A 23,934-nucleotide genomic window follows, 5' to 3' on the forward strand; every position below is an offset into this window, starting at 1 on the left:
ATGATCCAGAACCGACCCATCGCAACACTCATGGCGCATCTGATGCTGATTATCGGCATCGTGATCGTCGCTTTTCCGATCTACTATACCTTCATCGCTTCGTCCGCGACCTCTACGGATATCTTGCGCCCGCCTCTATCGCTTTTGCCTTCCGGACATCTGGCCGAAAACTATCACGAGGCAATTTCCGGCGGGGTAGAGCGCGTGGTTGGCGTCAGCCTCGAACGACTGCTTTTCAACAGCTTCGTGGTGGCCTTGGCGATTGCCATCGGAAAGATCATCATTTCCTTCCTGTCGGCTTTTGCCATCGTGTTCTTCCGCTTCCCCTTTCGCATGGGTTTCTTCTGGATGATCTTCGTCACCCTGATGCTGCCCGTAGAGGTGCGCATTTTGCCGACATACAAGGTCATTGTGGACCTTGGTCTTCTGAACACTTATGCCGGTTTGACCTTGCCACTGATGGCATCAGCCACCGCGACCTTCCTGTTCAGGCAGTTCTTCCTGACCATTCCAGGCGAGATGGTGGAGGCCGCCCGCATAGACAATGCCGGACCGTTCCGGTTCATGCGCGATATTCTGCTGCCGCTCTCGACGACAAATATCGCCGCCCTTTTCGTGATCCTCTTCATCTATGGCTGGACCCAGTATCTGTGGCCGCTTCTGGTGACGGATCGCGCCGAAATGAACACGATTATTATCGGCCTGCGCCGCATGGTGGATTTCACCGACGCTTCGACGCCATGGAATTATGTGATGGTCACTGCGATCCTCGCCATCATTCCGCCCGTCATCGTCGTGGTGTTGATGCAGCGCTGGTTCGTCAAAGGCTTGGTGGAGACTGAAAAATAATGGCAACAATCGAACTTAAAGACGTCCGCAAGGTCTATGGCGGCAATGTCGAGGCGATCAAAGGCGTATCGCTGAGCATTCAGGATGGCGAGATGATCGTGCTCGTCGGTCCCTCGGGCTGCGGCAAATCCACCCTGCTGCGCATGGTTGCCGGGCTTGAGAGCATCAGCTCCGGCGACATCAACATTTCAGGCAAACGCGTCAACGAACTGGAACCGGCAGAGCGCGACATTGCCATGGTCTTCCAGAACTACGCGCTCTATCCCCATATGACCGTGCGCCAAAACCTTGCTTACGGGCTGAAGAACCGCAACACGCCGAGGGACGAGATCGATCGCCGCATTACCGAAGCGGCGCGTGCGCTCGAGATCGAGCAATATCTGGAACGCAAGCCAAGGCAGCTATCGGGCGGTCAGCGTCAGCGTGTTGCCATGGGTCGAGCCATCGTGCGCAAGCCATCCGCGTTTCTGTTCGATGAGCCTTTATCAAACCTCGACGCCAAGCTGCGCGTGCAGATGCGGGTGGAAATTCGCCGACTGCAACGATCGCTGGCGACCACCAGCATCTATGTGACGCATGACCAGATGGAGGCCATGACGCTGGCCGACCGTTTGGTGGTTCTGAACGCGGGTCGCATCGAACAGGTTGGGACGCCGATCGAGCTTTACGAAAAACCTGCAACGAGCTTTGTCGCGACCTTCATCGGCTCTCCTTCCATGAACCTGCTGCCGCTCAATGGAACGGTATGGAAGACACCGGAAAATGGCACAATTCCTGCACATGCGGCGACGATCGGAATCCGCCCGGAAGATATCACCATTGCGGATTCCACATCGGCCAGCCCCTTCCAGATACCTGTCAAGGTCGCGGCGGTGGAACTCGTTGGTGCCGAAAGCTATGTCCATGGAGAAATATCTGATGGCTCCCCTATCGTCTTTCGTGTGCCGGGCCGCTCAGCCATCGAGATCGCGGAAACACTGACGATAACAGCCGATCCGGGCCGGTTCCACCTGTTCGATGCGAACGGGGACCGTCTCTGAAAGCTGGCGTCATCGGCGACAAGGCTGCCATTCTCTATATGGCAGTCTTGTCGTTCGTGTCATTGCATCGCCGGTTCAGGATGTCTGCGAGTCCAGAGAGACTTCAGGAACTCGGAAAACCGTTCAACTTCCACAAAGATAACGGGTGTCATGAAGAGCGTCAGGATTTGACTGACGATCAAGCCGCCAACGACTGCAATACCCAATGGCTGTCGCAATTCCGAGCTGGCACCGGTGCCGAGCGCGATGGGCAGCGCACCGAACAGGGCGCAAAAGGTCGTCATCATGATGGGACGCAGACGCCTGACCGCAGCTTCATGAATGGCCTCGATCGTCGGCATTTTCTCATCACGCTGAAGGGTCAGGGCGACATCGATCATCATGATTGCATTCTTCTTCACGATACCGATCAGCATCAACAGGCCGATCAGCGCGATGATGGAGAGGTCGAAGCCGAACAGCTTCAATGTCAGCAACGCACCGAATGCCGCAGATGGCAGGCCTGACAGGATCGTCAGCGGGTGCAGGAAGCTTTCGTAGAAAACCCCGAGCACGATATAGATCGTCAGTACGGCAGCGCCGATCAGCAGACCGGTGCTGTCGCTCGTCTGCTTGAAGATTTGCGCCGCACCGGCAAGGTTGGTCGTTACCGTCGCGGGAAGCTGTATCTGTTGCTTTAAAACGTCGATCTGTTCGGTCGCAGAACCAAGCGAAACGCCAGCAGGCAGGTTGAACGACAGCGTGACAGATGTCAGCTGCCCTGTCTGGTTGACGGTCACTGGCCCGGGTTTGCGCGTGATCGTGGCAAAGCTTGCCAATGGCACCAGCGTTCCCGATGCTGAGGGAACCCGCAGCGCGCCAAGTGACTGTTCGGTCCAGTCTACCGACTGATCGTATTCCAGAATGACGTCGTAGCTGTTGCCCGTCGTCTGAATTTGCGTCGCGACATAGCTGCCGAAAGCTGCCTCTAGCGTCGTACGCAGGCTTTCAGAGGTTACGCCGAGGCGGTTAGCCCTGTCCTTGTCCACCTCGACATGCGCCTGAAGTGCGTTGTCCTGCAAATCGGAAGCGACATCGACGAAGTACGCATTATCGGCACGCATGGCGTCGCCCAGTGTTTGCGACCACTGACGCGCCGCAGATGCATCGATGGACTGGAGCACGATCTGATAAAGGCTCTGGGTGCTACGGCCGCCGAAACGCAGGCTCTGCTGCGGCGTGATAAAGGTTTTCAGACCCGCGATCCCCGAGAGCGAACGTCGCAGGCTGGCAAGCGTGACTTCAAGTGCGGGCCGCTGCTCGGCGGGTTTGAGCTGCACCAGCAGTGTACCGGAGTTCAAGGCCGAACCACCAGGCCCTGAGCCAAGTGTCGATGTCACGTGGGCCACCGCTGGATCGGCGGACAGAATAGAGGCAGCCTGTGACTGGAGCCCGCTCATGGCCTTATAGGAAATATCCTGCCGCGCCTGTGTCGACACCGTCAGCAGGCCTATGTCTTCCGTCGGGAAGAAGCTGCGGGCAAGACTGGAGAACATCCAGCCAGAACCGATCAAGGTCAAAACGAACATGACGATGACGACCAAGCGGTGCGTGAGACACCAGCCCACCGAACGTCCATACGCATCGGTCGCGCGATCAAACAATGTCTTCTTGCGTTGTTCTGGTGCCGCATGATGTGGCAGGCGGGCTGCCAGCATGGGTGTGACGGTTAGGGACACGATGGCCGATGACATGATGGCCAGCGTGACGACCACACCAAACTCGTTCAGGACGCGCCCGACGATGCCCCCCATGAGAAGGATGGGTAGGAAGACCGCAACCAGTGAGATCGACATTGAAATAATGGTGCCGGTGACTTCGCTCGCCCCTTCGACAGCGGCCTGAAAAGGCGGCATGCCCTCTTCGACCTTGCGGACGATATTTTCCAGCATGACGATGGCGTCATCAACCACGAGACCAACGGAAAGCGTCAGTCCGAGCAGAGAAATATTGTCGATGGAATAGCCGAGCGCATACATGGCTCCCAGCGTGGCGACCAGCGACAGCGGCACGGCAAGGCCGGGAATAAATGTGGCCCAGACCTGGCGAAGAAACAGATAGATGACAAGAATAACGAGACCGAGTGTCACCATCAGCGTCGTCTCGACATCAGCAACCGCTGCACGGATGGATACAGACGCGTCGTTGACAACATTGATATGCATGTTGGCGGGCAGGCTCGCCTGCAATTCCGGCAGCTTGGCCTTTATGGCATCCACCACGGCGACCGTATTGGCACCCGGTTGGCGCTGCACGGAAAGAACGATTGCGGGCGTGCCATCCAGCCAGCTACCCTGATTGACGACTTCGACACTGTCCTTGACCGTTGCGACATCCTGCAAGCGCACGATGCGCCCGTTCGGATTGGCGATAATCAGGGTGCGAAAAGCAGCGGCATCCGTTCGCTGGGTCGATGCGTCCAGAGTTAGGGCCTGAGAAGAATTCTGCAGCGTGCCGATCGGCGACTGGTCATTGGCGGCGGCCAATGTCGTGGACAGCCCATTCAGCGATATTCCACGGCTGGCGAGCTTAGCCGGATCGACCTCGACACGGACCGCATAGGTCTTCGCACCGAAAATCTGCGCCTGCGCGACGCCCGATATCGTGGAGAGCGCCGGAGAGATGATATTTTCGGCGATGTCGTCCATCTTCGTCAGCTCTGCCCCATCGCTGGTCAAGGCAAGAATGATGACGGCGGCATCCGCCGGGTTTGCCTTCCGATAGCTCGGTGGCGATGTCATATTGTCGGGCAGTTGCCGCTGCGTGCGCGCAATCGCGGCTTGAACATCGGCTGCGGCGGCATCGATGTTGCGCGAAAGATTGAACTGAATGGTAATCTGTGTGCTGCCAAGCGAAGAGCTTGCCGTGATCGTATCGATGCCTGCGATGGTTTCGAATTGCTTGATCAGCGGGGTGGCCACCGAACTGGCCATGGTATCGGGAGCGGCACCGGCAAGCTGGGCAGAGACGTTGATGGTCGGAAAGTCGGCCTGCGGCAGCGCGGCCACAGGCAGGTTGCGATAGGCGGAAGCACCGGCCAGCAGAACACCAATCATCAACAGGATCGTTGCAACGGGTCTGCGGATGAATATCTCGGAAATATTCATAGCGATGCACCGTTCTGAGATATCTTAGCTGCAGCATCCGCGCCTTCGCTCGGATTTTTCACCATGACGTGTGTCCCGTTGGTCAAGCTCGCCTGCCCTTCGGTCACGACAGTCTCGCCCTGCGCCAATCCCTGCGATATGCCAGCACTATTACCGTCGCTCACAGCCACCGTCACTTTGCGTTGCTCAACGGTGTTGTCAGGCTTTACCACATAACAAACGTAGCCACCCGACAATGGCTGAAGCGCCACCATGGGGACGACGACCAGATTGTCCGCCTGTCCCGCCTTGACATCGACCTTTAACGATTGTCCCGGCCAGAATTTCTCTCCCTCATTATCCAGAAGCATCCGCAGCTTGAATGTGCCGGAAGCCGCATCAACGAGGTTATCGATAAACACGATCTTGCCGGTAGCGGAACTGTTGGCCGGATCACCTTGCGTCGGATACACCTCGGCCGTCAGACTGTTGTTGGTCAGCGTGGTGCGGATGAGATCGAGATCGGGCTCCGGTAGCATGAACTCCGCATAAACCGGCTTCATCTGGGTCAGCAGCACCACATCCGTGCCCGGGGCGACATAAGCACCGGCGGAAAACAGCATAGCCCCGAGCTTACCGTCGAAAGGCGCGCGTATCTGGGTTTGCGACAGGGTGACTTTATCGGCGGCGATATTGGCCTGATCGACCAGCAAGGTCGCAGCCGCCTGTTTGGCGGCAGATTCGGCATCGCTGACCTGCTGCTGCGTATCGACACCCGTCTTGGCCAATGTCTGCACCCGGTTAAGCGTGGCATTCGCAGCATCAAGCGTCGCCTGATCCTTGACAAGCTGGGCTTCGTCACGCTGGATATTTGCCTTTATCGTGCGGTCATCGAGCTGGATCAGGAGATCTCCCGCCTTCACCTCTGCGCCGTCCTTACCCAGCACATTGGCAACGATGCCAGAAATCGGACTGGTGAGCGCCGTGGAAGCCACCGGCACGATGGTGCCGATCGTTTCGCGCATGATGGGCAACGAGCCGGTCTTGGCAACGGCCACCGTAACGGCGATCGCACGGCCACCAGCCTGGGCTGACCCGCCATGCCGTTCACCATTCCTTGACTGCCCTGAACCAGAGGCGTGCGCCGTATCCTTGGTCGCGCTCGTCTGGCTTGCCCAAGCAGGAAGATAGGGCTGCAAATCGCTGCGATAGACGAAAAGCAGTACCGAAAAGGCCGCGACCGCCACGAGGGTTAAAATGTACTTCATCCGGTAGTCCTTTGGAGGATATGAATCCGATGGACAGAAGGCACGTCGCCTATGAAGCACAAAGGTTTTTGACTTACTGAAGGAACAGTAAATACATCGTCCTTTGCGCAGGCATTACATTTCGATCAGTATAGTTCTATAGAAATTACGGTTGTATTACGCCGCTGATGCCATCAGAGCCATCATTTGCACCCTGCGACTTGAAGACGACGCAACCATCGTTTTTCCCTGCACACTTAACGCGCCAAACACTGAAAACGAAAGATGATGGAAGATTAAATTACTGTAATCTGTAGGAGATTTAGAATTTCGACATATGACGAGCACAGCTGAGCGAAAGTGCGCTCATCCAAAAAAATCATGCCAGAAAGAACTTAGATGGCAGCTTATTCCGTCAACTTGAACTCGAGCATGACGTTTCTCTGAAGAAAAGAGTGGTTGTCGTCGGAAACGAGGATGAGACGAAGCGAACCATCCGGCGCCTTCACAACATCGAGACCTTCCATATTGTCAATCTGGTAGGACAGATCAGCCTCGAGAAGGATGTCTCCATCGACGACGGCACCGGGCCTGATCGCATCGGCCTTGATGCGGCGGATGCGCATGCCGATCCCCTCCGCAAAATTGAACCGTCGCTCAAGCAGGAGAAGATCGCCATCAGGCAAAAATGCGCCATCGGTGACGGAAAAGGACGCGTTTTTTGCCACTGCAAAAAGTCCCTTTCGCGGACCCTCTAGAACAGCCGCAAAGAGGTTGCCATTTCTGTCAAGACTGGCCTCGGCGACCGTCACCATAGCGCCCTTCAAGGGTCCGTCGGCAGGCGAGAGTGCGAGCGTCTCCATGCCTGCGTTTCGACGAAACTCGCTATCGGGAATAAGGTGCGGCAAATGCCCGACCGGCTTTGCAGTCACACGATTTTCGTAAGGATAGATATCGATTCGCGGTTGTTGCTCATAACTGACGAAAGCCTGCACACCGCGCACTGCCAGCCCCTCGGCATCCATGTCCACTTTACGCTTTGCCGCCTGCCCGTTTTGGTCCAGCATCGCATCGATGCTGACATTCGACAAACCGGAGAGTGCGCCGGTCGCACCCCGTTCCAGCGTGCCGCTCATCCAGTGTCCGGTATCCAGCACCGCCAGAAAATTCTGTCCATCCAGCAAAAAACGAATGCTGGAGATGGCACCGAACAGTGGCTCGGGTGATTTCATGAGCAAACCGCCCATAAACTCCAGCTTGCCGAAGTGCTTCTGAGCAGACCCGACCTTGAAATCCATTATAGGCTGCGCCGTGACCTCGACGCGAATGGTCGAGGCCGCCATCTCGTCAGGAAAAAGCGTGGCTGCAACGAGACCGATCACCGTGAAGAACCGCACGACTTTGCGGCCCGCGAGCCTAGCTCGCACGGCGCATCCTGCCAGAGCGGCGCGGGGCATTGCTCGTATCCTCGAACAACGCAGCCAACTGTTCGGTCATCGCACCTGCGAGCTCGTCGGCATCGACAATGGTAACGGCACGCTGGTAGTAACGCGTGACGTCGTGACCAATGCCGATGGCCAGCAGTTCCACAGAGGAGCGCGTCTCGATCTGCTCGATCACTGCACGAAGATGTCGCTCCAAGTAGTTGCCCGGATTGACCGAAAGCGTGGAATCATCCACTGGCGCGCCGTCCGAGATCATCATCATGATCTTGCGCTGCTCGGGGCGATTGATGAGGCGATTGTGCGCCCACATCAGCGCTTCGCCGTCGATGTTTTCCTTCAGCAAGCCTTCGCGCATCATCAGACCGAGATTGCGGCGTGCACGACGCCATGGGGCATCTGCGGATTTGTAGACGATGTGGCGCAGATCGTTGAGGCGACCGGGAGACGGCGGCTTGCCACCCGCCAGCCACTGCTCGCGCGACTGTCCGCCCTTCCAGGCCTTGGTGGTGAAGCCGAGGATTTCGACCTTTACGCCCGAGCGCTCCAGCGTGCGCGCCAGAATATCGGCGCAGGTGGCAGCAACCGTGATCGGGCGGCCACGCATTGAGCCGGAATTGTCGATGACCAGCGACACGACCGTATCGCGGAATTTGGTGTCGCGTTCCTTCTTGAAGGACAGCGGCTGCATGGGATCGATGACCAGACGCACCAGACGCGCCGGATCGAGATAGCCTTCCTCCAGATCGAAGTCCCAGGAGCGGTTCTGCTGCGCCATCAGGCGGCGTTGCAGACGGTTGGCCAAGCGACCGACCGCACCTTGCAAATGGGCAAGCTGTTTGTCGAGGAAAGCGCGCAACCGATCCAGCTCGGCTTCGTCGCAAAGCTCTTCGGCAGAAATTTCCTCATCGAATTCCTGCGTGAAGATGCGGTAATCCACCTTCTCGTTGAAGTCGTCGAAGGGGCTGTTGGGTCGGCGGGTTTCGCCCGGTGTTTCGGAGTCCTCATCGAGGTCGTCGGACATTTCGTCCTCCGACATCTCTGCGCCATCCATCTCGCCGTCTTCCATCTGCTCCTGAGAGGCTTCGCTCTCTTCGGCAGGGGCGGCATCGGACCCGGCCTCTTCTTCGACCTGCTCGTCCTGCGTTTCATTGCTGGCGGGCTGGTCTTCTTCGGATTCGGCTTCCTGGCTTTCCGGCTGATCGTCTTCGTCACCGAAATCTTCCGCCATCTGCATGGAAGTCAACATCTTGCGGATGAGTTTCGAAAAGGCCTTCTGGTCTTCGACAACCTTCGACAGATCCTGAAGGTCTGCGGAGGCCTTGTCTTCGATGAAGTCGCGCCACAGATCCAGCACCTTGCCGGCGCTTTCAGGCGGCTTTTCGCCAGTGAGACGTTCGCGCACCATCATGGCGATCGCTTCGGCCAGCGGCGCGTCTTCCTGGGTGTTGATGTTGACGAAATTCGCCTTGGCGTATTTCTCGGTGTTCATGGCGCGCATATTGGCCGCCATGCCGGGCATGCGACGCGCGCCGATGGATTCGACACGCGCCTGTTCCACCGCATCGAAGATCAGCCGTGCATCCGGCCCCTGAGGGGCCATTGTGGCGTGAACGTCACTATCGTGGCAGGCAAGGCGAAGGGCCATGGAATCGCCGAGGCCACGCGTGATCGCGATTTCCTGGGCAGTCGGCTTCTTGGAGATTTCCGGCAGGCGCATACGCTCACCGGCAAGACCAGGCCGCTCATTGGCGAAGGTGACTTCGACTTCCGCATCGCCCGCAATCGAGCGCACACATCCTGTGATAGCCTGACGCAGCGGTTCCGCATCGATCATCATTCCGGATTTGGGTCTCACATTGTCGCCGCGGCCTGCCATTGTCTTTCCTGTCGATTCCAGAACGTCACCCATCCACCGGGGTATCAGGGTGACGTCTTCAACTCATGAGTGACACTCTCCGGGAAAACCGGGGAATATCAGGCGCTGAGAACGATGTTCGCAGCGCTTTCCTTCAACTCGACGCCGAATGCGCGCTGATAATGCTCAGCCACCAGCGTCCGCTCCAGCTCATCGCACTTATTGAGGAAGGTGACGCGGAAGGCAAAAGCGACATCACCGAAGATATCGGCATTTTCCGCCCAGGTGATGACGGTACGCGGGCTCATGACGGTGGACAGATCGCCATTGACGAAGGCCGAGCGCGTCAGATCGGCGACGCGCACCATCTTGGACGCGGTTTCGCGGCCCTTCGCGTTGTCGAGGCTTTTGACCTTCGCAACCACGATGTCCACTTCCTGCTGATGCGGCAGATAGTTCAGCGTCGTCACAACGGACCAGCGGTCCATCTGCGCCTGGTTGATCTGCTGCGTGCCGTGGTAGAGGCCGGTCGTGTCACCAAGGCCAACGGTGTTGGCGGTCGCAAAAATGCGGAATGCGGGGTGCGGACGGATGACGCGGCTCTGGTCGAGCAGGGTCAGGCGTCCAGACGATTCGAGCACGCGCTGAATGACGAACATCACGTCCGGGCGTCCGGCATCGTACTCGTCGAAGACAAGCGCAACATTGTGCTGGTAGGCCCAAGGCAGAATGCCGTCCTTGAATTCGGTTACCTGCTTGCCGTCCTTCAGAACGATGGCATCCTTGCCAACGAGATCGATACGACTGACATGGCTATCGAGGTTGACGCGAACGCACGGCCAGTTAAGGCGGGCAGCGACCTGTTCGATATGGGTGGATTTACCAGTGCCGTGAAAGCCGGAGACCATGACGCGGCGATTGTGCGCAAAGCCAGCGAGAATGGCCAGAGTCGTGTCGCGGTCGAAAAGATAGTCCGGGTCCAAGTCGGGCACATAGGCGTCGCCCTTAGAATAGGCAGGCACGCGCAAATCCGTGTCGATACCGAAAACATCACGCACGGAAACTGTGGTATCCGGCAGGTTGGTAATATCCAGGTCAATTTTGCTCATAACGTCTCCAAGGCGGGTAGCAGCCACCCGGCCACATATCTATCAGGCGGTCACAGGAAAGGGCTTAGCAGAAACCGGATTGCTTTAACAATTGGTAGGCTTGAATAACAGCCCGAAAACGCTCTTCCGATCCGCGATCACCACCATTAGCATCAGGATGGTGCTTTTTGACAAGCTCCTTATAGCTGCGTTTGATCTGTTCCCGTGTCGCATTCACACTGAGGCCCAGCGTGTCGAAGGCCTTCTGTTCCAAAGTCTTGAGCTTGCGGCTCTGCTGGTAGCGAGGCCCGCCGGAGCGCCCCTGCCCGGCAAAGCCGAAGGGATCGCGAATGCGTGCATTGGCCGCGCCCGAACGAAGGGTCGAATGCAGCGGGCTATCGCTGGCGGTTTTGTTGACGCCGACAGTCCATGTGGGGCGATGGCCAGTGATGGCCTCTTTCTGGTAACGGGCGATTTCGTTGTCCGATAGGCCGGAAAAATAGTTGTAGCCCTTGTTGTAATCCTTCACGTGCTCAAAACAGAACATGAAGAATTGCCCCTCGGCATTGCGGCCGACGGGAGCGCGGTGAACGCCCGGCTTGTCGCACCCATCCCACTGGCAGGTCGGCGCCTTGATTTCAGGCTCCGGCTCCCGTCTGCGGCGTGTGCGAATGCGGTCGAAATATTTCGAATCCAGTTTCATGGTACCCTAATTATGGGACGCGAAAGCGCGCCAAACAAGAATTGACAAAGCGGAATGTTGCAGGCTTTTAGAGAGCCCCTTCGACACGCAATACTGATTTGGAGACTGAACAGATGCCCCTGCGAGAGCGCATAGAAAACAAGCTCAACGAGACGTTTTCGCCAGTTCGGCTGAATGTGATCGATGAGAGCCACCTGCATGCGGGTCACCAGCCGGACATGACCGGCACCGGCGAAACGCATATGCGGGTTCAGATAGTGTCGGAGAGCTTTTCCGGCAAGTCACGGGTAGACCGCCACCGCGCTATCAATGCACTTTTAAAGCCGGAACTCGACGCGGGCCTGCATGCGCTGGCCATCGAAGTCGCAGCCCCGGGTGAAAACACCCGGTTCTGAAGCCTGCGGACTTTATCCGGGGTGCTTTTCGGTGAGGAAGGATTGCACTTCTGAAGCGGCGACATCGTCGGCGACGAAGGACTGCCCGATACCATGCGTGAGGATGAAGGTGAGCTTGCCGCCCTTGACCTTCTTGTCCTGCGCAATCGCCGTCATCAGCGTTTCCACCGGCGGCAGTTCTCCGGGAATGTCCTTCATGGTCGTCGGAAGGCCGACAGCTTTCAAATGCGCTTCGACACGGGCGGCATCGTCAGGGCTTGCCAGGTTTAGACGCGCCGAGAACTGATGCGCCAGCACCATACCGATAGCAACACCTTCGCCATGGACCAGACGTTTGCTGTCATACTCGGTTGCCGCTTCCAGCGCGTGGCCAAAGGTGTGGCCGAGATTGAGAAGGGCGCGGACGCCGTTTTCCTTCTCGTCGGCCACGACCACATCGGCCTTGGCCTGGCAACTCGTCGCGATCGCCTGAATACGGGCCGGGCCGCCTTTCAGAACGTCACTCCAGTTATTTTCCAGCCATTCGAAAAACTCCGGCTTGTCGATGAGGCCGTATTTGACCACTTCGGCATAACCGGCGCGAAATTCGCGAACGCTGAGCGTATCCAGCGCGGCCGTATCTGCCAGAACCAGATCTGGCTGGTGGAATACGCCCAGCAAATTCTTGCCGTGACGGGAATTGATGCCCGTTTTCCCACCCACGGACGAATCGACCTGCGCCAGCAGCGACGTTGGGATTTGTACGAAACGCACGCCGCGACGCACGATACCCGCCGCAAAACCTGCGAGATCGCCTATGACGCCGCCACCGAGCGCAATCACGGCATCGTTCCGCTCGACACGGGCAGCCAGAACGGTGTCGCACACCGTAACCAGATGGTCGAAACTCTTGGTCTTCTCACCCGCCGGAAGCGTCAGGGACACGGCTTCGATACCGTCCGTCTGCAAACCGTCCATCAGTGCTTCGAGATACAGCGGCGCGACATGCTCATCGGTTATGATCGCCGCACGCTTGCCCTTCAGTCGAGAGGAAATTTCCCCACCGGCGCGCGCCACCAGACCCGGACCAATCAGAATGTCATAGGCTCTGTCGCCCAGAGGAACATGCACGAGGCGCTCGTCGATATGGATATCATGCGATGTCATGGATCATGCCTTCTGCTCTGCACCGAGGATCGCTTCCAGTACCTCGCTGACGATGATTTCCTTGCGGACATCGCGGGACTCGATCGTAATGTCGGCTTGTTCGTAAATCGGATAGCGGCGCTCCATGAGCGCCATCAGTGTGGCTTTTGGATTCTCGGTTTTCAGCAGCGGACGATTGTCCCGTTTATTGACTCGCTCCCAAAGCACCTCGATGTCCGCTTTCAGCCACATGGAGATACTGCCGCGTTTGATGTGCTTGCGCGTGCTGTCGTTGATGAAGGCACCACCGCCGGTCGACACGACCTTCGGGCCACCTCGAAGCAGACGCTTGATGACCCGTTTTTCCAGCGCGCGAAACTCATCCTCACCGTACGAAGCGAAAAGTTCGGCGATCGACATGCGTGAAACGCGCTCGATTTCCACATCGGTATCGACGAAAGGGATTTTGAGTTGCTGCGCGACAAGCCTGCCTATGGCGGATTTGCCCGCACCCATCAAACCCACGAAAACGAGATTTCGTCTTCCGAGCTTTGCCCGCGCTCTTTCACCTATGGATTTCTCACCCATGAAAGGATGAAAACTTGTGTTGATTTCGCTCATGAATGATGGCCCGTTTGGGATCGGTATCTGCAAATGTTTACGAAGCGTCAAGCCAAATTGCGCCTTATAGAAAGAGAATCACCTTGAAGATGCGCAGCAAGGCGCACTTCCTGCACCTTGTCCTCACACACGACGCACCCGATATTACGCTAGGACCGCCTCGGAGTTACCATGCCAACCCTTTTTCGATTCTTTTTCGTGCTGGCTGCCATTGCGGGCATCATATATGGCAGCATGCTCTCGCTCGTCATGCTGGTGGAGCCGCGTGAGCGGGAAGTGACGGTACGCATCCCTTCGGAACGGCTGAACCCGCTCACGCCATGAGCAATCGAAAGTAGACGCTGATGGCTGGGCATGATGCCGCGAGGCTGGATAGTTTTCTGGAAATGATGAGCGCCGAGCGCGGCGCGGCAGAAAACACGTTGTCATCTTATGAGCGCGATCTCACCGATCTCAAGGCGTTTCTCCAACAGCGAGACATGACGCTGGCAGAAGCGGCCACAGCAGATCTTTCCGCCTATCTGGAGCACCTTTCAACGCAAGGCTTCGCCACGTCTTCCCAGGCGAGACGGCTGTCGTCGATGCGGCAATTCTACAAATTCCTTTATTCCGAAGGCCTGCGTGGCGATGATCCGACCGGCATACTGGATGCACCACGCAAGGGCCGTTCGCTGCCTAAAACAATGAGCGTCAAAGATGTCACCGCACTTCTGTCCCAGGCTTCCAGGGAGGCGGATACGGAAGGGCCCGGCCAGATGGCGCGTATTCGGATGCATCTTCTGCTGGAGCTTCTCTATGCCACCGGCATGCGTGTAAGCGAACTCGTCGCCCTACCGAGCACCGTTCTACTGCACGAGGGGCGTTTCCTGATGATCCGGGGTAAGGGCAACAAAGATCGGATGGTGCTTTTGTCACGTGCGGCCATGGACGCCATGGAAAAATACGACAGTGCCAGAAAAACACTGCTGCACCAGAAAGACGATCAACCTGAAAGCCTCTGGCTGTTTCCCTCCAACGGCAAAGAGGGGCATCTGCCCCGACAAGTCTTTGCCCGCGATTTAAAAGACATCGCCATACGGGCTGGTCTTACCCCCTCGGCGATATCACCGCATGTCATGCGTCACGCCTTTGCCAGTCATCTTCTCCAGAACGGCGCCGATCTGCGAGCAGTGCAGGAACTGCTGGGCCATTCGGACATTTCCACGACACAAATCTATACACATGTGTTGGAAGAACGCCTTCAAGAGCTGGTACAAACGCACCACCCCCTTGCCAAACAGGGCAAAAACCTTGATTAGAGCGACCGGAACCGCCGGGGCCACCCGGTCAAACCTTGCGCAAAACGATCGGAAACGGATCTCATGCACAACTACCTCGACTTCGAAAAACCTATCTCGGACCTTGAAGGCAAGATTCTCGAGTTGAAAAAACTCGCCGCCGAAGACGAGAGCATAGATACCTCGGAGGAGATTTCGCGTCTTGAGTCCCGCGTCAAGGACGCGATGCAGGACATCTACTCCAAACTGAACGCCTGGCAGAAAACGCAGGTCGCGCGTCATCCGCAGCGCCCGCATTTCGTCGATTACGCCAAGGCACTCTTTACCGATTTCACGCCATTGGCCGGTGACCGCAAGTTCGCCGAAGATGCAGCCATCCAGGCCGGACTTGGGCGCTTCAACGGCCAGCCTGTCGCCATCATCGGCCAGGAAAAGGGTAACGACACGAAGTCGCGCCTCAAGCACAATTTCGGCAGCCCACGGCCTGAAGGCTACCGCAAGGCGATCCGCGTTCTGGAACTCGCCGACCGCTTTGGCCTGCCTGTCGTGACGTTGATCGACACCGCAGGCGCATATCCAGGCGTCGGTGCGGAAGAGCGTGGTCAGGCCGAAGCAATCGCCCGTTCTACCGAAATGTGCCTCAACGCGAATGTTCCGATCGTCTCCGTCGTGATCGGCGAAGGCGGCTCCGGCGGCGCAATCGCGATTGCGACCGGCAACAGGGTCTACATGCTCGAGCATGCGATCTATTCGGTCATTTCGCCTGAAGGTGCGGCGTCCATCCTGTGGCGTGATTCCACCCGTGCCAAGGAAGCCGCGACCAATATGCGCATCACGTCCGACGACCTCAAGGCTCTCGGCGTCATTGACGGCATCATCCCGGAACCCTTGGGCGGCGCGCACCGCGACCCGGAAAAGGTCATCGAGGCGACCGGCAAGACGATTGATGCGGCTCTCAAGGAACTCGTTCCCCAAGCAGGCAACCAGTTGCGCAACGAGCGCCGACAGAAATTTCTCGATATCGGCCGCAGTCTCTAATAGACCCGAACACCGGCCAACGCATTGAGCTCACCCGCGAGGGTGGGCTTTTTTATTGGCCATTTCACCCGTCACAGCGCTCAATCCCGGCTACCAGCGGTGGTACAGCTCGATTCTTGTTCGATAAAAGTGAACAACTTAACCAATCGCGCAGCAACGTCTTGCATAAGGGCTTAGTGGCGGATTACTTACGGACCAACTAAAAAGCGACGGAGCTTGCGTTGGCAAAATTATCCGCGTTCATTCGTCGGACGCTCATCATGTTTGGACTGGGTGTCGCCCTGCTGATCGGCATGGTGGCAACATCGCTGTGGCTTGTTCAGGCCAACAACAAATACTCTCAGGAAACCGCGGATCTGCGCCGCTTGCGCGCTTCCATCGTTGACGTCCTGACAACGGTGCAGGATGCGGAGACGGGTCAGCGCGGCTTTCTGCTGACGGGCGACGACCGCTATCTGGCTCCCTACCAGGAAGCCCTGACAACTCTCCCCAAGAAACGGGAACTTCTGGTCGAGAGGATTGGAAGCCGTCCGAACTACATTGGCGACCTCGAAGCGCTCCAATCAAACATCGATGCCAAGCTTACCGAAATTGGGCGCGGTGTAGAACTCGTTCGCTCGCAGCGCACGCCTGACGCCATCGATCTGGTGCGCAGCGACACAGGCCTTGCCTATATGCGGGCAATCCGCGAGACGCTGGACAACTACCAGCGCATGACGGACGATCGCTTGCGCATCATCGTCGCCGATCAGCTGTCGGCCGCAGAAAATCTGCGCTGGTTCACCATAGGCGCTGCGGTCGCCATCCTTGCCGTTCTCGGCGGTGCTCTTGCGCTCATCATGAAATATATCCGCGAACTCATGCGGTCGCGTGAAGAAGTCGATGAGCTCAACCGCGGCCTTGAAGAACGCGTGGACGAAAGAACTCGCGATCTCATCCGAGCCAATCAGGAAATTCAGCGCTTCGCCTATATCGTTACCCACGATCTTCGCGCACCGCTTGTCAACATAATGGGCTTCCTGTCAGAGTTCGACGCATCGCTGAAACCCGTGCAGGCTTTCGTTCTGGCCGATGGCACTCCGCTGTCAGAGCGTGATGTGCAGGACGCGAAGATTGCGGTGCAGGAAGATTTGCCCGAGGCGATGGGCTTCATCCGGTCTTCAACCCGCAAGATGGACCAGTTGATCAATGCAATTCTGAAGATTTCCCGCGATGGACGCAGAAAGCTTCAGGCTGAAAAAGTCGATCTGAAAGAGCTTCTGACCTCCGCAGCAGCCAGTGTTCACCATCAGGTGACCGCTGTCGATGGCAACATCGATGTCGACGTGCAGAGCTTTACCGTGATCAGCGACAGGATTTCGCTTGATCAGATTCTCGGCAATCTCTTCGATAATGCCGTCAAATACCAGATGCCGGGCAGACCGCTGGAACTCTCCGCTCGTATCCTGCCACAGGGGCGGGGCATTGTCCGCATCGACGTCAGCGACAATGGCCGAGGGATCGCCGAAGACGATTACGAACGCATTTTCGAACTCTTTCGCCGTGCGGGAGAGCAGGACCAACAGGGCGAAGGCATCGGTCTTGCTCACGTTCGTTCGCTAATCAGAAATTTAGGTGGAGACATTACGGTCGTCTCCGAGCTTGGCAAGGGAAGTACATTCCACCTGACATTGCCGACCGACCTTCGAAAAATCACGCGAGGAAGCGATATATGAAAGCCACAGGCCAGGAAGTAACGATCGTCATGGTCGAAGACGATGAAGGCCATGCCCGCCTTATCGAAAAAAATGTAAGGCGCGCGGGCGTCAACAACGAAATCGTGCCCTTCACGCTCGGTCACAAGGCTCTGGACTTCATACTGGGTCCGGAACGCGATGGGCTTGTGAGCAAGGACCGCTACCTGCTGATCTTGCTGGACCTCAATCTGCCCGATATGTCCGGCATCAAGATCCTCGAGCAGATCAAAAGCAACGAGCACACCAAGCGTCTTCCGGTCGTGGTGCTGACCACAACGGATGACGAGACCGAAATTCAGAAGTGCTATGATCTTGGCGCCAATGTCTATATTACCAAACCGGTGGACTATGAAGGCTTTGCGACAGCCATCAGAAATCTCGGTCTTTTCTTCTCTGTAATTCAGGTTCCGTGAAAGCGTCATGACGTTGAGAATACTTTATGTCGATGACGATCCAACGCTGGCAAAACTCGCACAGCGCGTTCTTGGACGTCATGACATAACAGTGGTTCACGCAGCCTCGGTGAGCACAGGACTGGAGGAATTTCGCGCCAACACCTTCGATGCCGTGGTTCTCGACCACTATTTCCAGAACGGAACCGGATTGCAGTTCCTGGCGAGCATCGGCGAGGCATCCCGGGAAATTCCCGTCCTTTACGTCACCGGTGCCAGCGAGGCGCAAATCGCCATCGACGCCTTGAAGGCAGGGGCAGCCGATTACGTCATCAAGAACGTTGCCGACGACTTTTTTCCGCTGTTGCTGAACTCCATTCAACAAGCGCGGGAGAACTTCCAGCTTCGCCGCGAAAAGGAAGAAGCCGAACGCCAGTTGCTACAGGCCAAGGAACGGGCCGAGCTGATGGCAAAGGAAATGAACCACCGCATTGCAAACAGCCTGTCACTCGTTTCTGCGATGATCCGCATGCAGCTGAATGCCGTGGCAACCGAAGAGGCACGCACCGCCCTTCTGGAAACACAGAGCCGCATTTCGGCTATAGCGGGCGTTCACCGCAGCCTTTATACCGCCTATAATGTCGGGGAAGTCGAGCTTGCTTCCTATCTTTCGTCGATCATTCAGGATTTGGCGAGATCGGCGCGCGACAACGAGAAAATTCGCATTACGACCGATATGGACACGATCAAGGCTACGCCGGATCAGGCTGTTTCGCTTGGCGTTATTTTGACCGAACTGACCACCAACGCGCTGAAATACGCTTATCCTAATGGTGAAGGTGATATCCGTATCCAGCTGAAAACGAAAGACAATACCGTTCGCCTGACCGTTGAGGACGATGGCATCGGCATCAGCGGCAGCAACCCTCCCAAGGGCACCGGCCTTGGGACACGCCTCATTACTGCAATGGCACAAAGTCTGCGGGCTACTGTCAGCCAGTCGGCGACTGCATCGTCGCAAGGGGCTTCGATCTGCGTTCAGTGGGAAGAACACACTCCTCCCCACTGACCTCCAGACAAAATCCGTTACATGGGCTCGAAGCCGGGCGCCATGGCGACATTTTGAGATGCAGGTGCACCCGCCATGACGACAATCGGTGTTCCATCCGGCACGCGATTATAGAGATCGACGATGTCCTGATTCATCAGACGGACGCAGCCTGACGACACAGACTTGCCAATGGTCCACCATTCCGGCGAACCGTGCAGGCGATAGATCGTATCCCGCCCATCCTTGAAAATGTAGAGCGCACGTGCGCCCAGCGGGTTGTTGAGCCCCGGCGCCATCCCCCCATTTGCTGCGCTGTAGGGCGCAAGTTCCGGCTGTCGACCAATCATTTCGTCTGGCGGCGTCCAGCGGGGCCACTGCCGTTTGTACTGGATAACACCCCTGCCCGACCACTCGAAGCCGGCTCGCCCCAGGCCGACGCCGTAGCGCATCGCCTGATTGCCCTCGTAGGTCAGGTAGAGAAAATGATTGGCTGTATCCACGACGATCGTTCCGGGACGTTCGCCGGTGGGGTTTGAGACCATCTGTCGGTAGAAGCGGGGATCAATCTTCTCATAGGGAATGGCTGGTAGTGGAAACTGCTCATCCGGTTTCGGGCCGTAAATCTCTGCATAGAAGGGATCGGCAACGGGACGCGATGCCTGCGCGGTCTCGCGTGGCGTCGTCGTGCAGCCAGCAAGCGCAGTCAATGCAAGACCTCCTGTGCCAAAAAGGAAAGATCTGCGGGTGGTGTCATGCATTGTCAATTAAGGTCCTTACTGAGTTTCATCTCGCACCCGCAAACGGGTCTGCAAGCGCCGCTTCCGGGCGGCTGATAGGATATTTGGTGCCGGAAACTTTCGCTGCCATGCTCTTTGCGCCGTTGTTTTTCAGGATAGCTCTAAAGCTGGGATGCATACCGCCATCGACATAGGCCGTGGCTGCGCTGGCCGGTGCATCATTCAGCGCCAAGGATAGTTTCTGCTGCTCAGCATCGAGTTTCGCGACCAGTGCCGGGTTCAGCTGGGCGGCCACGGGCGGGCAACTGGCCAGCGGATCGGTCGGTTCGCCACCAGCAAATTCGCTGTTGAAGACATAACGCCGACCGCAGACGGATACTTTCGGCTGCTGCCGTGTCAGCTCGAAGGAATCATAGCCTTCCTTCAAGGTCTTCCAGAACGAAAAATTCGGGTCGTTCTTGTATGCCGCCAGATTGCGTGCCATCATGCGGAACGGATAGGCCTGAACCTGAAATTGTTTTTGCCCACCCTTCAACGCTCGATCGACGATCGCATAGATTTCTCCGACCTGCTCATCCGTCATCGCATAACAGCCGGACGACGAACATGCGCCATGAACCATCAGCGCTTCGCCAGTGTAACCCAAAGCGGATTCGAGACGGTTGGGATAACCCAGATTGAACGACACGTAATATTGCGAATTGGGATTCAGCATGCCTGCGGAGACATGGTAGAAGCCTTCGGGTGCTTGTCTGTCACCACTCTTGGTCTTAGGCCCCAGCTTTCCCGACCAACGGCACATTGGATAGGACTTGAACAAAGCGTAGTTTCCGGTCTTGTCGACCTTCCAGACCTCCAGTTCGCTCTCCTGTTTGAAAATACGCACGAGAACGGGGCTCTCAGGCTTCATACCCTTGGCGGACATGGAAGCAGCGACCTTTGAAGACAGTTTGGGCGGCGCACGATTGGCACTATCCAATCCCATGGAGGTACAGGCCGCCAGAACGCCGCACAAAGCGGCAACGGAGGTTGCCCGCACAAATGCTGTCCTTATGCCCCGTAACTTCGTCGCTACGAACCCGGAAGAAATCGTATCAGTCATTAAACGCCTTGCCCGCCTCTATAAGCGAAACGTACATAGAGAAGTTGGCCGGATGACGGCAACCGGCCGTTGGGACAAAGAGTCGTGAATTTACGTTACGGGTTCGTTAATCATACGAACACAACATAGTGAGGCAGGGGCTTTTCAGACAAGGAGCCCCTGGCCACCGTCGATCCATACTGGCGTACCGGTGATGTGACGCGACTTTGTACCGGCCAGAAAGACGATCAGGTCAGCGACGTCTTCACTGCTACCCGCCCTGCCGTTTGAAATCGGAATTTCGCCCTTGGGCCATTCGACTGGAATCTCGGTCTTTTCCTTGTCACGGATCTGGGTATTGTCATCTATTTCGGTGTCGATTGCGCCCGGGCACAAGGCATTGACGCGAATGCCGTATCGGGCAAGTTCCAACGCAAGCTGCTGCGCCATTGCCAGTTGTCCTGCCTTTGTCACCGAATAGGCGGTTGCCCCCGGGGACGTAAAGGTTCTGGTGCCATTGATGGACGACACGATGATAATCGATCCTCCATTGGCTTTCATATGAGGGACCGCCTTGTTGATGGTGAGATAGGTACCACGCAAATTGACGCTGATCGTCTGGTCCCACTCTGCTGGCTTCAAATCTTCAATGGGCGCCCAGACCCCGTTGATACCGGCGTTTGCAACGACGACATCAAGCCTGCCGAATTGTTCTATCAGTTTTGCCAAAGCCTCAGTCATCTGGTCATCATGGGCGACATCCGCAACAAGAGTGATCGCCTGATGTCCGGTGGCACGCACTTCCTTTGCGACCTTTTCGAGCTCGTCTCTGGTGCGCCCGAGGAGGCCGATGCTGTATCCTTCGCTGGCCAGTGCGAGTGTTGCCGCTCGACCTATTCCCGATCCTGCGCCTGTCACCAGCGCAACCTTTGCAATCGTCATGCTTTTCTCCAAAGTCGAATGTGTCTCGGCTAGTATCGAGGGACAACATCACACAACCGAGCTAGTTCCAGACAAACGGATCAAATGGCCATCCTTGCCCAAGACTTTTATTTGAGAGACGCGGTCATCGTTGCAAAAGCGCTGATCGGCTGCGTTCTGCATATCCATCATACCAGCGGCATGATCGTTGAAACCGAGGCATACCGGGCAGACGATCCTGCTTCCCACAGCTTCAATGGTCCAACGCCGCGCAATCGCACCATGTTCGGGCCTGCCGGACATCTTTACGTCTATCGCTCCTACGGCTTGCACTGGTGTGCGAACATCGTGTGTGTTCCGGGCTCTGCCGTGCTGATCCGCGCCTTGGAGCCTACGGGCGGCGTCGACATGATGAAGATGCGCCGCAATGTCGAAGGCGTGACCAGACTTTGCTCCGGTCCAGGCAAGCTTTCTCAGGCACTGGCGATTACCGGCGACATGGATGGCGTGTCCCTGGACCGCACCCCCTGCTTCGTCAGTGCGCCTTCGTCTACCCCCACAATTATCGCTGGTCCGCGTATTGGAATTTCGAAAGCGATCGATCAGCCCTGGCGCTTCGGTCTCGACAAGTCACCTTTCCTCAGCCGCAAGTTTCCGGATCATATGGGAACGGCCAATCCATGAAGCCGCTTGCAATCTATCCGCTGCACCCCAACTTACCATCAGCAACGGAGAGTGACTGAATGACCGAAGAACGTCGCTACATGTTATTGACGGGCGCCAGTCGTGGCATTGGCCATGCAACTGTAAAGCTCTTCCAATCAAAGGGTTGGCGCATACTTACGGTTTCCCGACAACCGTTTTCAGAAGAATGCGCATGGCCATCGGCCCGTGAGAGCCATATTCAAGCCGACCTTTCAGACTTGAGCCAAGTGGAAAGGCTTGCCGAAACGGTGCGTGAGCGCTTGCCGCATGGGCGCTTGCATGCACTGGTCAACAATGCCGGCATTTCACCAAAGGGCCCAGATAAAAGCAGGCTTGGCGTGATGGGAACGGACGCGGATATCTGGACGCAGGTGCTCAATGTCAATCTCATTTCCACAGCGCTGATTGCCCGCGCGTTGTTGCCTGAGCTTGAGGCCGCGAAGGGCTCGATCGTCAATGTCACATCCATTGCCGGAACTCGCGTCCACCCCTTTGCAGGTGTGGCCTATGCTGCATCAAAGGCAGCGCTGGGCTCCCTGACACGAGAGATGGCCCACGAGTTCGGTCGACGCGGTGTCAGAGCGAATGCAATCGCGCCCGGAGAGATCGAGACCTCCATTCTTTCGCCCGGCACGGACGAGCTTGTGGCGGCGGAGGTGCCGATGCAACGGCTGGGCGATCCGCTTGAGATCGCCGAAACGATCTATTTCCTGTGCACCGAACCGTCTTCCTACATCAACGGCGCCGAAATCCATATCAATGGCGGTCAGCACGTCTGAAGACAGACGGTGCCGACCATCCTCCATCGTCAGCCCTGTGGAGCAGGCTGCTGAGGGCAGACAGCGAGCGCACACATCACAAGATCAAGATGCGCTTCGATGAAGCTTGGAAGTTCGGTTTCCCGACGATCCCCGTGAATGAGGGTTTCAACACCCATCGCGATGACCGGGGCAAAGATGATCCGTGCCGTTGCCCGGGGGCCGGACCGGAACTCGCCAGACTTCACCCCGTCATCCAGAATCGTCTGGATATGCATGAGAAGCGGCTCGATCAATTCGTCATGGTGAGTGTCTATAACCTGCGGAAAGCGGGTGCCTTCCGAAATGACAAACCGCAACAGCTGCCGAAGCCGCCTCTCCGAGAGCAAGCTTTCGTAGAGCTGCAGAACGAGCGCTTTCAAACGCTCTGAACTGCTTCCTTGCAGGTCGCCGAGATTCGAAACGAAGTTCTCAAGCGGAGCGGCGATATGACGGATCATCGCCGCAAAAATCTCTTCCTTCGTTGGAAAATAGACATACACCGTTCCCTTGGTGACGCCGATCCGCTCTGCGATATCCTCCACCCTTGCCGCCGTATATCCGTGCTCGACGAATTCCTCGAAGGCAGCCTCCAATATCTGGGTGGGGCGAAGTGCCTTCTGTTCGGCGCGTGTCAGCCTTGCCATTGTACTCCTTAACCATCTGCACCCGATCAATTCGCGCACACAATAATTTCATTGACTGT

23 protein-coding genes are annotated in these 23,934 nt (G+C 57.0%); 11 read left to right on the plus strand and 12 right to left on the minus strand.

The window, feature by feature from the left end:
• Positions 1-849 (plus strand): sn-glycerol-3-phosphate ABC transporter permease UgpE, encoded by an 849-nt coding sequence (gene ugpE, locus ASF29_RS21500; protein ID WP_062452723.1) that lies wholly within the window; start codon positions 1-3, stop codon positions 847-849.
• On the plus strand, positions 849-1,889 hold the full coding sequence (locus ASF29_RS21505) for a sn-glycerol-3-phosphate import ATP-binding protein UgpC (RefSeq protein ID WP_062452724.1): 1,041 nt from the start codon (positions 849-851) through the stop codon (positions 1,887-1,889). Before ugpE ends, ASF29_RS21505 begins: the two co-directional genes overlap by 1 nt.
• A 59-nt stretch (positions 1,890-1,948) precedes the next feature.
• Here the strand turns inward: ASF29_RS21505 and ASF29_RS21510 are convergent, their stop codons facing one another.
• From ASF29_RS21510 to ASF29_RS21535, 6 genes are all read right to left on the minus strand, one after another.
• Positions 1,949-5,035, minus strand: a complete 3,087-nt coding sequence (locus ASF29_RS21510; protein ID WP_062452725.1) for an efflux RND transporter permease subunit — start codon at positions 5,033-5,035, stop codon at positions 1,949-1,951.
• A complete protein-coding gene (locus ASF29_RS21515) occupies positions 5,032-6,282 on the minus strand; it encodes an efflux RND transporter periplasmic adaptor subunit (protein ID WP_082453666.1) in 1,251 nt (416 codons plus the stop codon). Before ASF29_RS21515 ends, ASF29_RS21510 begins: the two co-directional genes overlap by 4 nt.
• A gap of 386 nt (positions 6,283-6,668) precedes the next feature.
• The gene (locus ASF29_RS21520; RefSeq protein ID WP_062452844.1) at positions 6,669-7,604 is read right to left on the minus strand and encodes an esterase-like activity of phytase family protein; all 936 of its coding nucleotides are present in this window, start codon (positions 7,602-7,604) and stop codon (positions 6,669-6,671) included.
• A gap of 73 nt (positions 7,605-7,677) precedes the next feature.
• Complete coding sequence (gene cobT / locus ASF29_RS21525; protein ID WP_062452843.1) at positions 7,678-9,582, minus strand: cobaltochelatase subunit CobT; 1,905 nt, start codon at positions 9,580-9,582, stop codon at positions 7,678-7,680.
• A gap of 98 nt (positions 9,583-9,680) precedes the next feature.
• The gene (gene cobS, locus ASF29_RS21530) at positions 9,681-10,670 is read right to left on the minus strand and encodes a cobaltochelatase subunit CobS (protein ID WP_062452726.1); all 990 of its coding nucleotides are present in this window, start codon (positions 10,668-10,670) and stop codon (positions 9,681-9,683) included.
• 64 nt (positions 10,671-10,734) lie between these two features.
• Positions 10,735-11,352 (minus strand): J domain-containing protein, encoded by a 618-nt coding sequence (locus tag ASF29_RS21535; RefSeq protein ID WP_062452727.1) that lies wholly within the window; start codon positions 11,350-11,352, stop codon positions 10,735-10,737.
• Between the two features lie 113 nt (positions 11,353-11,465).
• Between ASF29_RS21535 and ASF29_RS21540 the strand changes: the two genes are divergently transcribed.
• The gene (locus tag ASF29_RS21540) at positions 11,466-11,747 is read left to right on the plus strand and encodes a BolA family protein (RefSeq protein ID WP_062452728.1); all 282 of its coding nucleotides are present in this window, start codon (positions 11,466-11,468) and stop codon (positions 11,745-11,747) included.
• 12 nt (positions 11,748-11,759) lie between these two features.
• On the opposite strand, the gene aroB is transcribed toward ASF29_RS21540, so the two are convergent.
• Positions 11,760-12,893, minus strand: coding sequence for a 3-dehydroquinate synthase (gene aroB / locus ASF29_RS21545; RefSeq protein ID WP_062452729.1), 1,134 nt, complete (start codon positions 12,891-12,893; stop codon positions 11,760-11,762).
• A 3-nt stretch (positions 12,894-12,896) separates the two neighbouring features.
• Positions 12,897-13,493, minus strand: coding sequence for a shikimate kinase (locus tag ASF29_RS21550; protein ID WP_062452730.1), 597 nt, complete (start codon positions 13,491-13,493; stop codon positions 12,897-12,899).
• A gap of 171 nt (positions 13,494-13,664) precedes the next feature.
• Between ASF29_RS21550 and ASF29_RS24760 the strand changes: the two genes are divergently transcribed.
• The 6 genes from ASF29_RS24760 to ASF29_RS21575 all read left to right on the plus strand — a co-directional run bounded on the left by ASF29_RS24760 (position 13,665) and on the right by ASF29_RS21575 (position 19,005).
• Complete coding sequence (locus ASF29_RS24760) at positions 13,665-13,817, plus strand: hypothetical protein (protein ID WP_156462783.1); 153 nt, start codon at positions 13,665-13,667, stop codon at positions 13,815-13,817.
• 20 nt (positions 13,818-13,837) lie between these two features.
• Positions 13,838-14,791 carry a site-specific tyrosine recombinase XerD gene (gene xerD, locus ASF29_RS21555; protein WP_062452731.1) on the plus strand — a complete coding sequence of 318 codons (954 nt, stop codon included), beginning with the start codon at positions 13,838-13,840 and terminating at the stop codon, positions 14,789-14,791.
• A 63-nt stretch (positions 14,792-14,854) separates the two neighbouring features.
• Positions 14,855-15,808 (plus strand): acetyl-CoA carboxylase carboxyltransferase subunit alpha, encoded by a 954-nt coding sequence (locus ASF29_RS21560; RefSeq protein WP_062452732.1) that lies wholly within the window; start codon positions 14,855-14,857, stop codon positions 15,806-15,808.
• 260 nt (positions 15,809-16,068) lie between these two features.
• Positions 16,069-17,523 carry a CHASE3 domain-containing protein gene (locus ASF29_RS21565; RefSeq protein WP_062452733.1) on the plus strand — a complete coding sequence of 485 codons (1,455 nt, stop codon included), beginning with the start codon at positions 16,069-16,071 and terminating at the stop codon, positions 17,521-17,523.
• Positions 17,520-17,957 carry a response regulator gene (locus ASF29_RS21570; protein ID WP_062452734.1) on the plus strand — a complete coding sequence of 146 codons (438 nt, stop codon included), beginning with the start codon at positions 17,520-17,522 and terminating at the stop codon, positions 17,955-17,957. The genes ASF29_RS21565 and ASF29_RS21570 overlap by 4 nt, the downstream gene beginning before the upstream one ends.
• 7 nt (positions 17,958-17,964) lie before the next feature.
• Complete coding sequence (locus ASF29_RS21575; protein ID WP_062452735.1) at positions 17,965-19,005, plus strand: response regulator; 1,041 nt, start codon at positions 17,965-17,967, stop codon at positions 19,003-19,005.
• A 17-nt stretch (positions 19,006-19,022) separates the two neighbouring features.
• Here ASF29_RS21575 and ASF29_RS21580 read toward each other — a convergent pair whose 3' ends face one another.
• The 3 genes from ASF29_RS21580 to ASF29_RS21590 all read right to left on the minus strand — a co-directional run bounded on the left by ASF29_RS21580 (position 19,023) and on the right by ASF29_RS21590 (position 21,747).
• Positions 19,023-19,745, minus strand: a complete 723-nt coding sequence (locus ASF29_RS21580; protein ID WP_062452736.1) for a L,D-transpeptidase — start codon at positions 19,743-19,745, stop codon at positions 19,023-19,025.
• Positions 19,746-19,770: 25 nt separating this feature from the next.
• A complete protein-coding gene (locus ASF29_RS21585; protein WP_156462791.1) occupies positions 19,771-20,709 on the minus strand; it encodes a murein L,D-transpeptidase family protein in 939 nt (312 codons plus the stop codon).
• 261 nt (positions 20,710-20,970) lie between these two features.
• On the minus strand, positions 20,971-21,747 hold the full coding sequence (locus ASF29_RS21590; RefSeq protein ID WP_062452738.1) for an SDR family NAD(P)-dependent oxidoreductase: 777 nt from the start codon (positions 21,745-21,747) through the stop codon (positions 20,971-20,973).
• Positions 21,748-21,831: 84 nt separating this feature from the next.
• Between ASF29_RS21590 and ASF29_RS21595 the strand changes: the two genes are divergently transcribed.
• Together ASF29_RS21595 and ASF29_RS21600 are read left to right on the plus strand one after the other, a co-directional pair.
• Positions 21,832-22,410, plus strand: coding sequence for a DNA-3-methyladenine glycosylase (locus ASF29_RS21595; protein WP_062452739.1), 579 nt, complete (start codon positions 21,832-21,834; stop codon positions 22,408-22,410).
• 59 nt (positions 22,411-22,469) lie between these two features.
• The gene (locus ASF29_RS21600) at positions 22,470-23,210 is read left to right on the plus strand and encodes an SDR family oxidoreductase (protein ID WP_062452740.1); all 741 of its coding nucleotides are present in this window, start codon (positions 22,470-22,472) and stop codon (positions 23,208-23,210) included.
• A gap of 29 nt (positions 23,211-23,239) precedes the next feature.
• Here ASF29_RS21600 and ASF29_RS21605 read toward each other — a convergent pair whose 3' ends face one another.
• A complete protein-coding gene (locus tag ASF29_RS21605; protein WP_062452741.1) occupies positions 23,240-23,875 on the minus strand; it encodes a TetR/AcrR family transcriptional regulator in 636 nt (211 codons plus the stop codon).
• Positions 23,876-23,934: the final 59 nt, after the last annotated feature.

Source organism: Rhizobium sp. Leaf262 (assembly GCF_001422245.1).
GTDB lineage: Bacteria > Pseudomonadota > Alphaproteobacteria > Rhizobiales > Rhizobiaceae > Agrobacterium.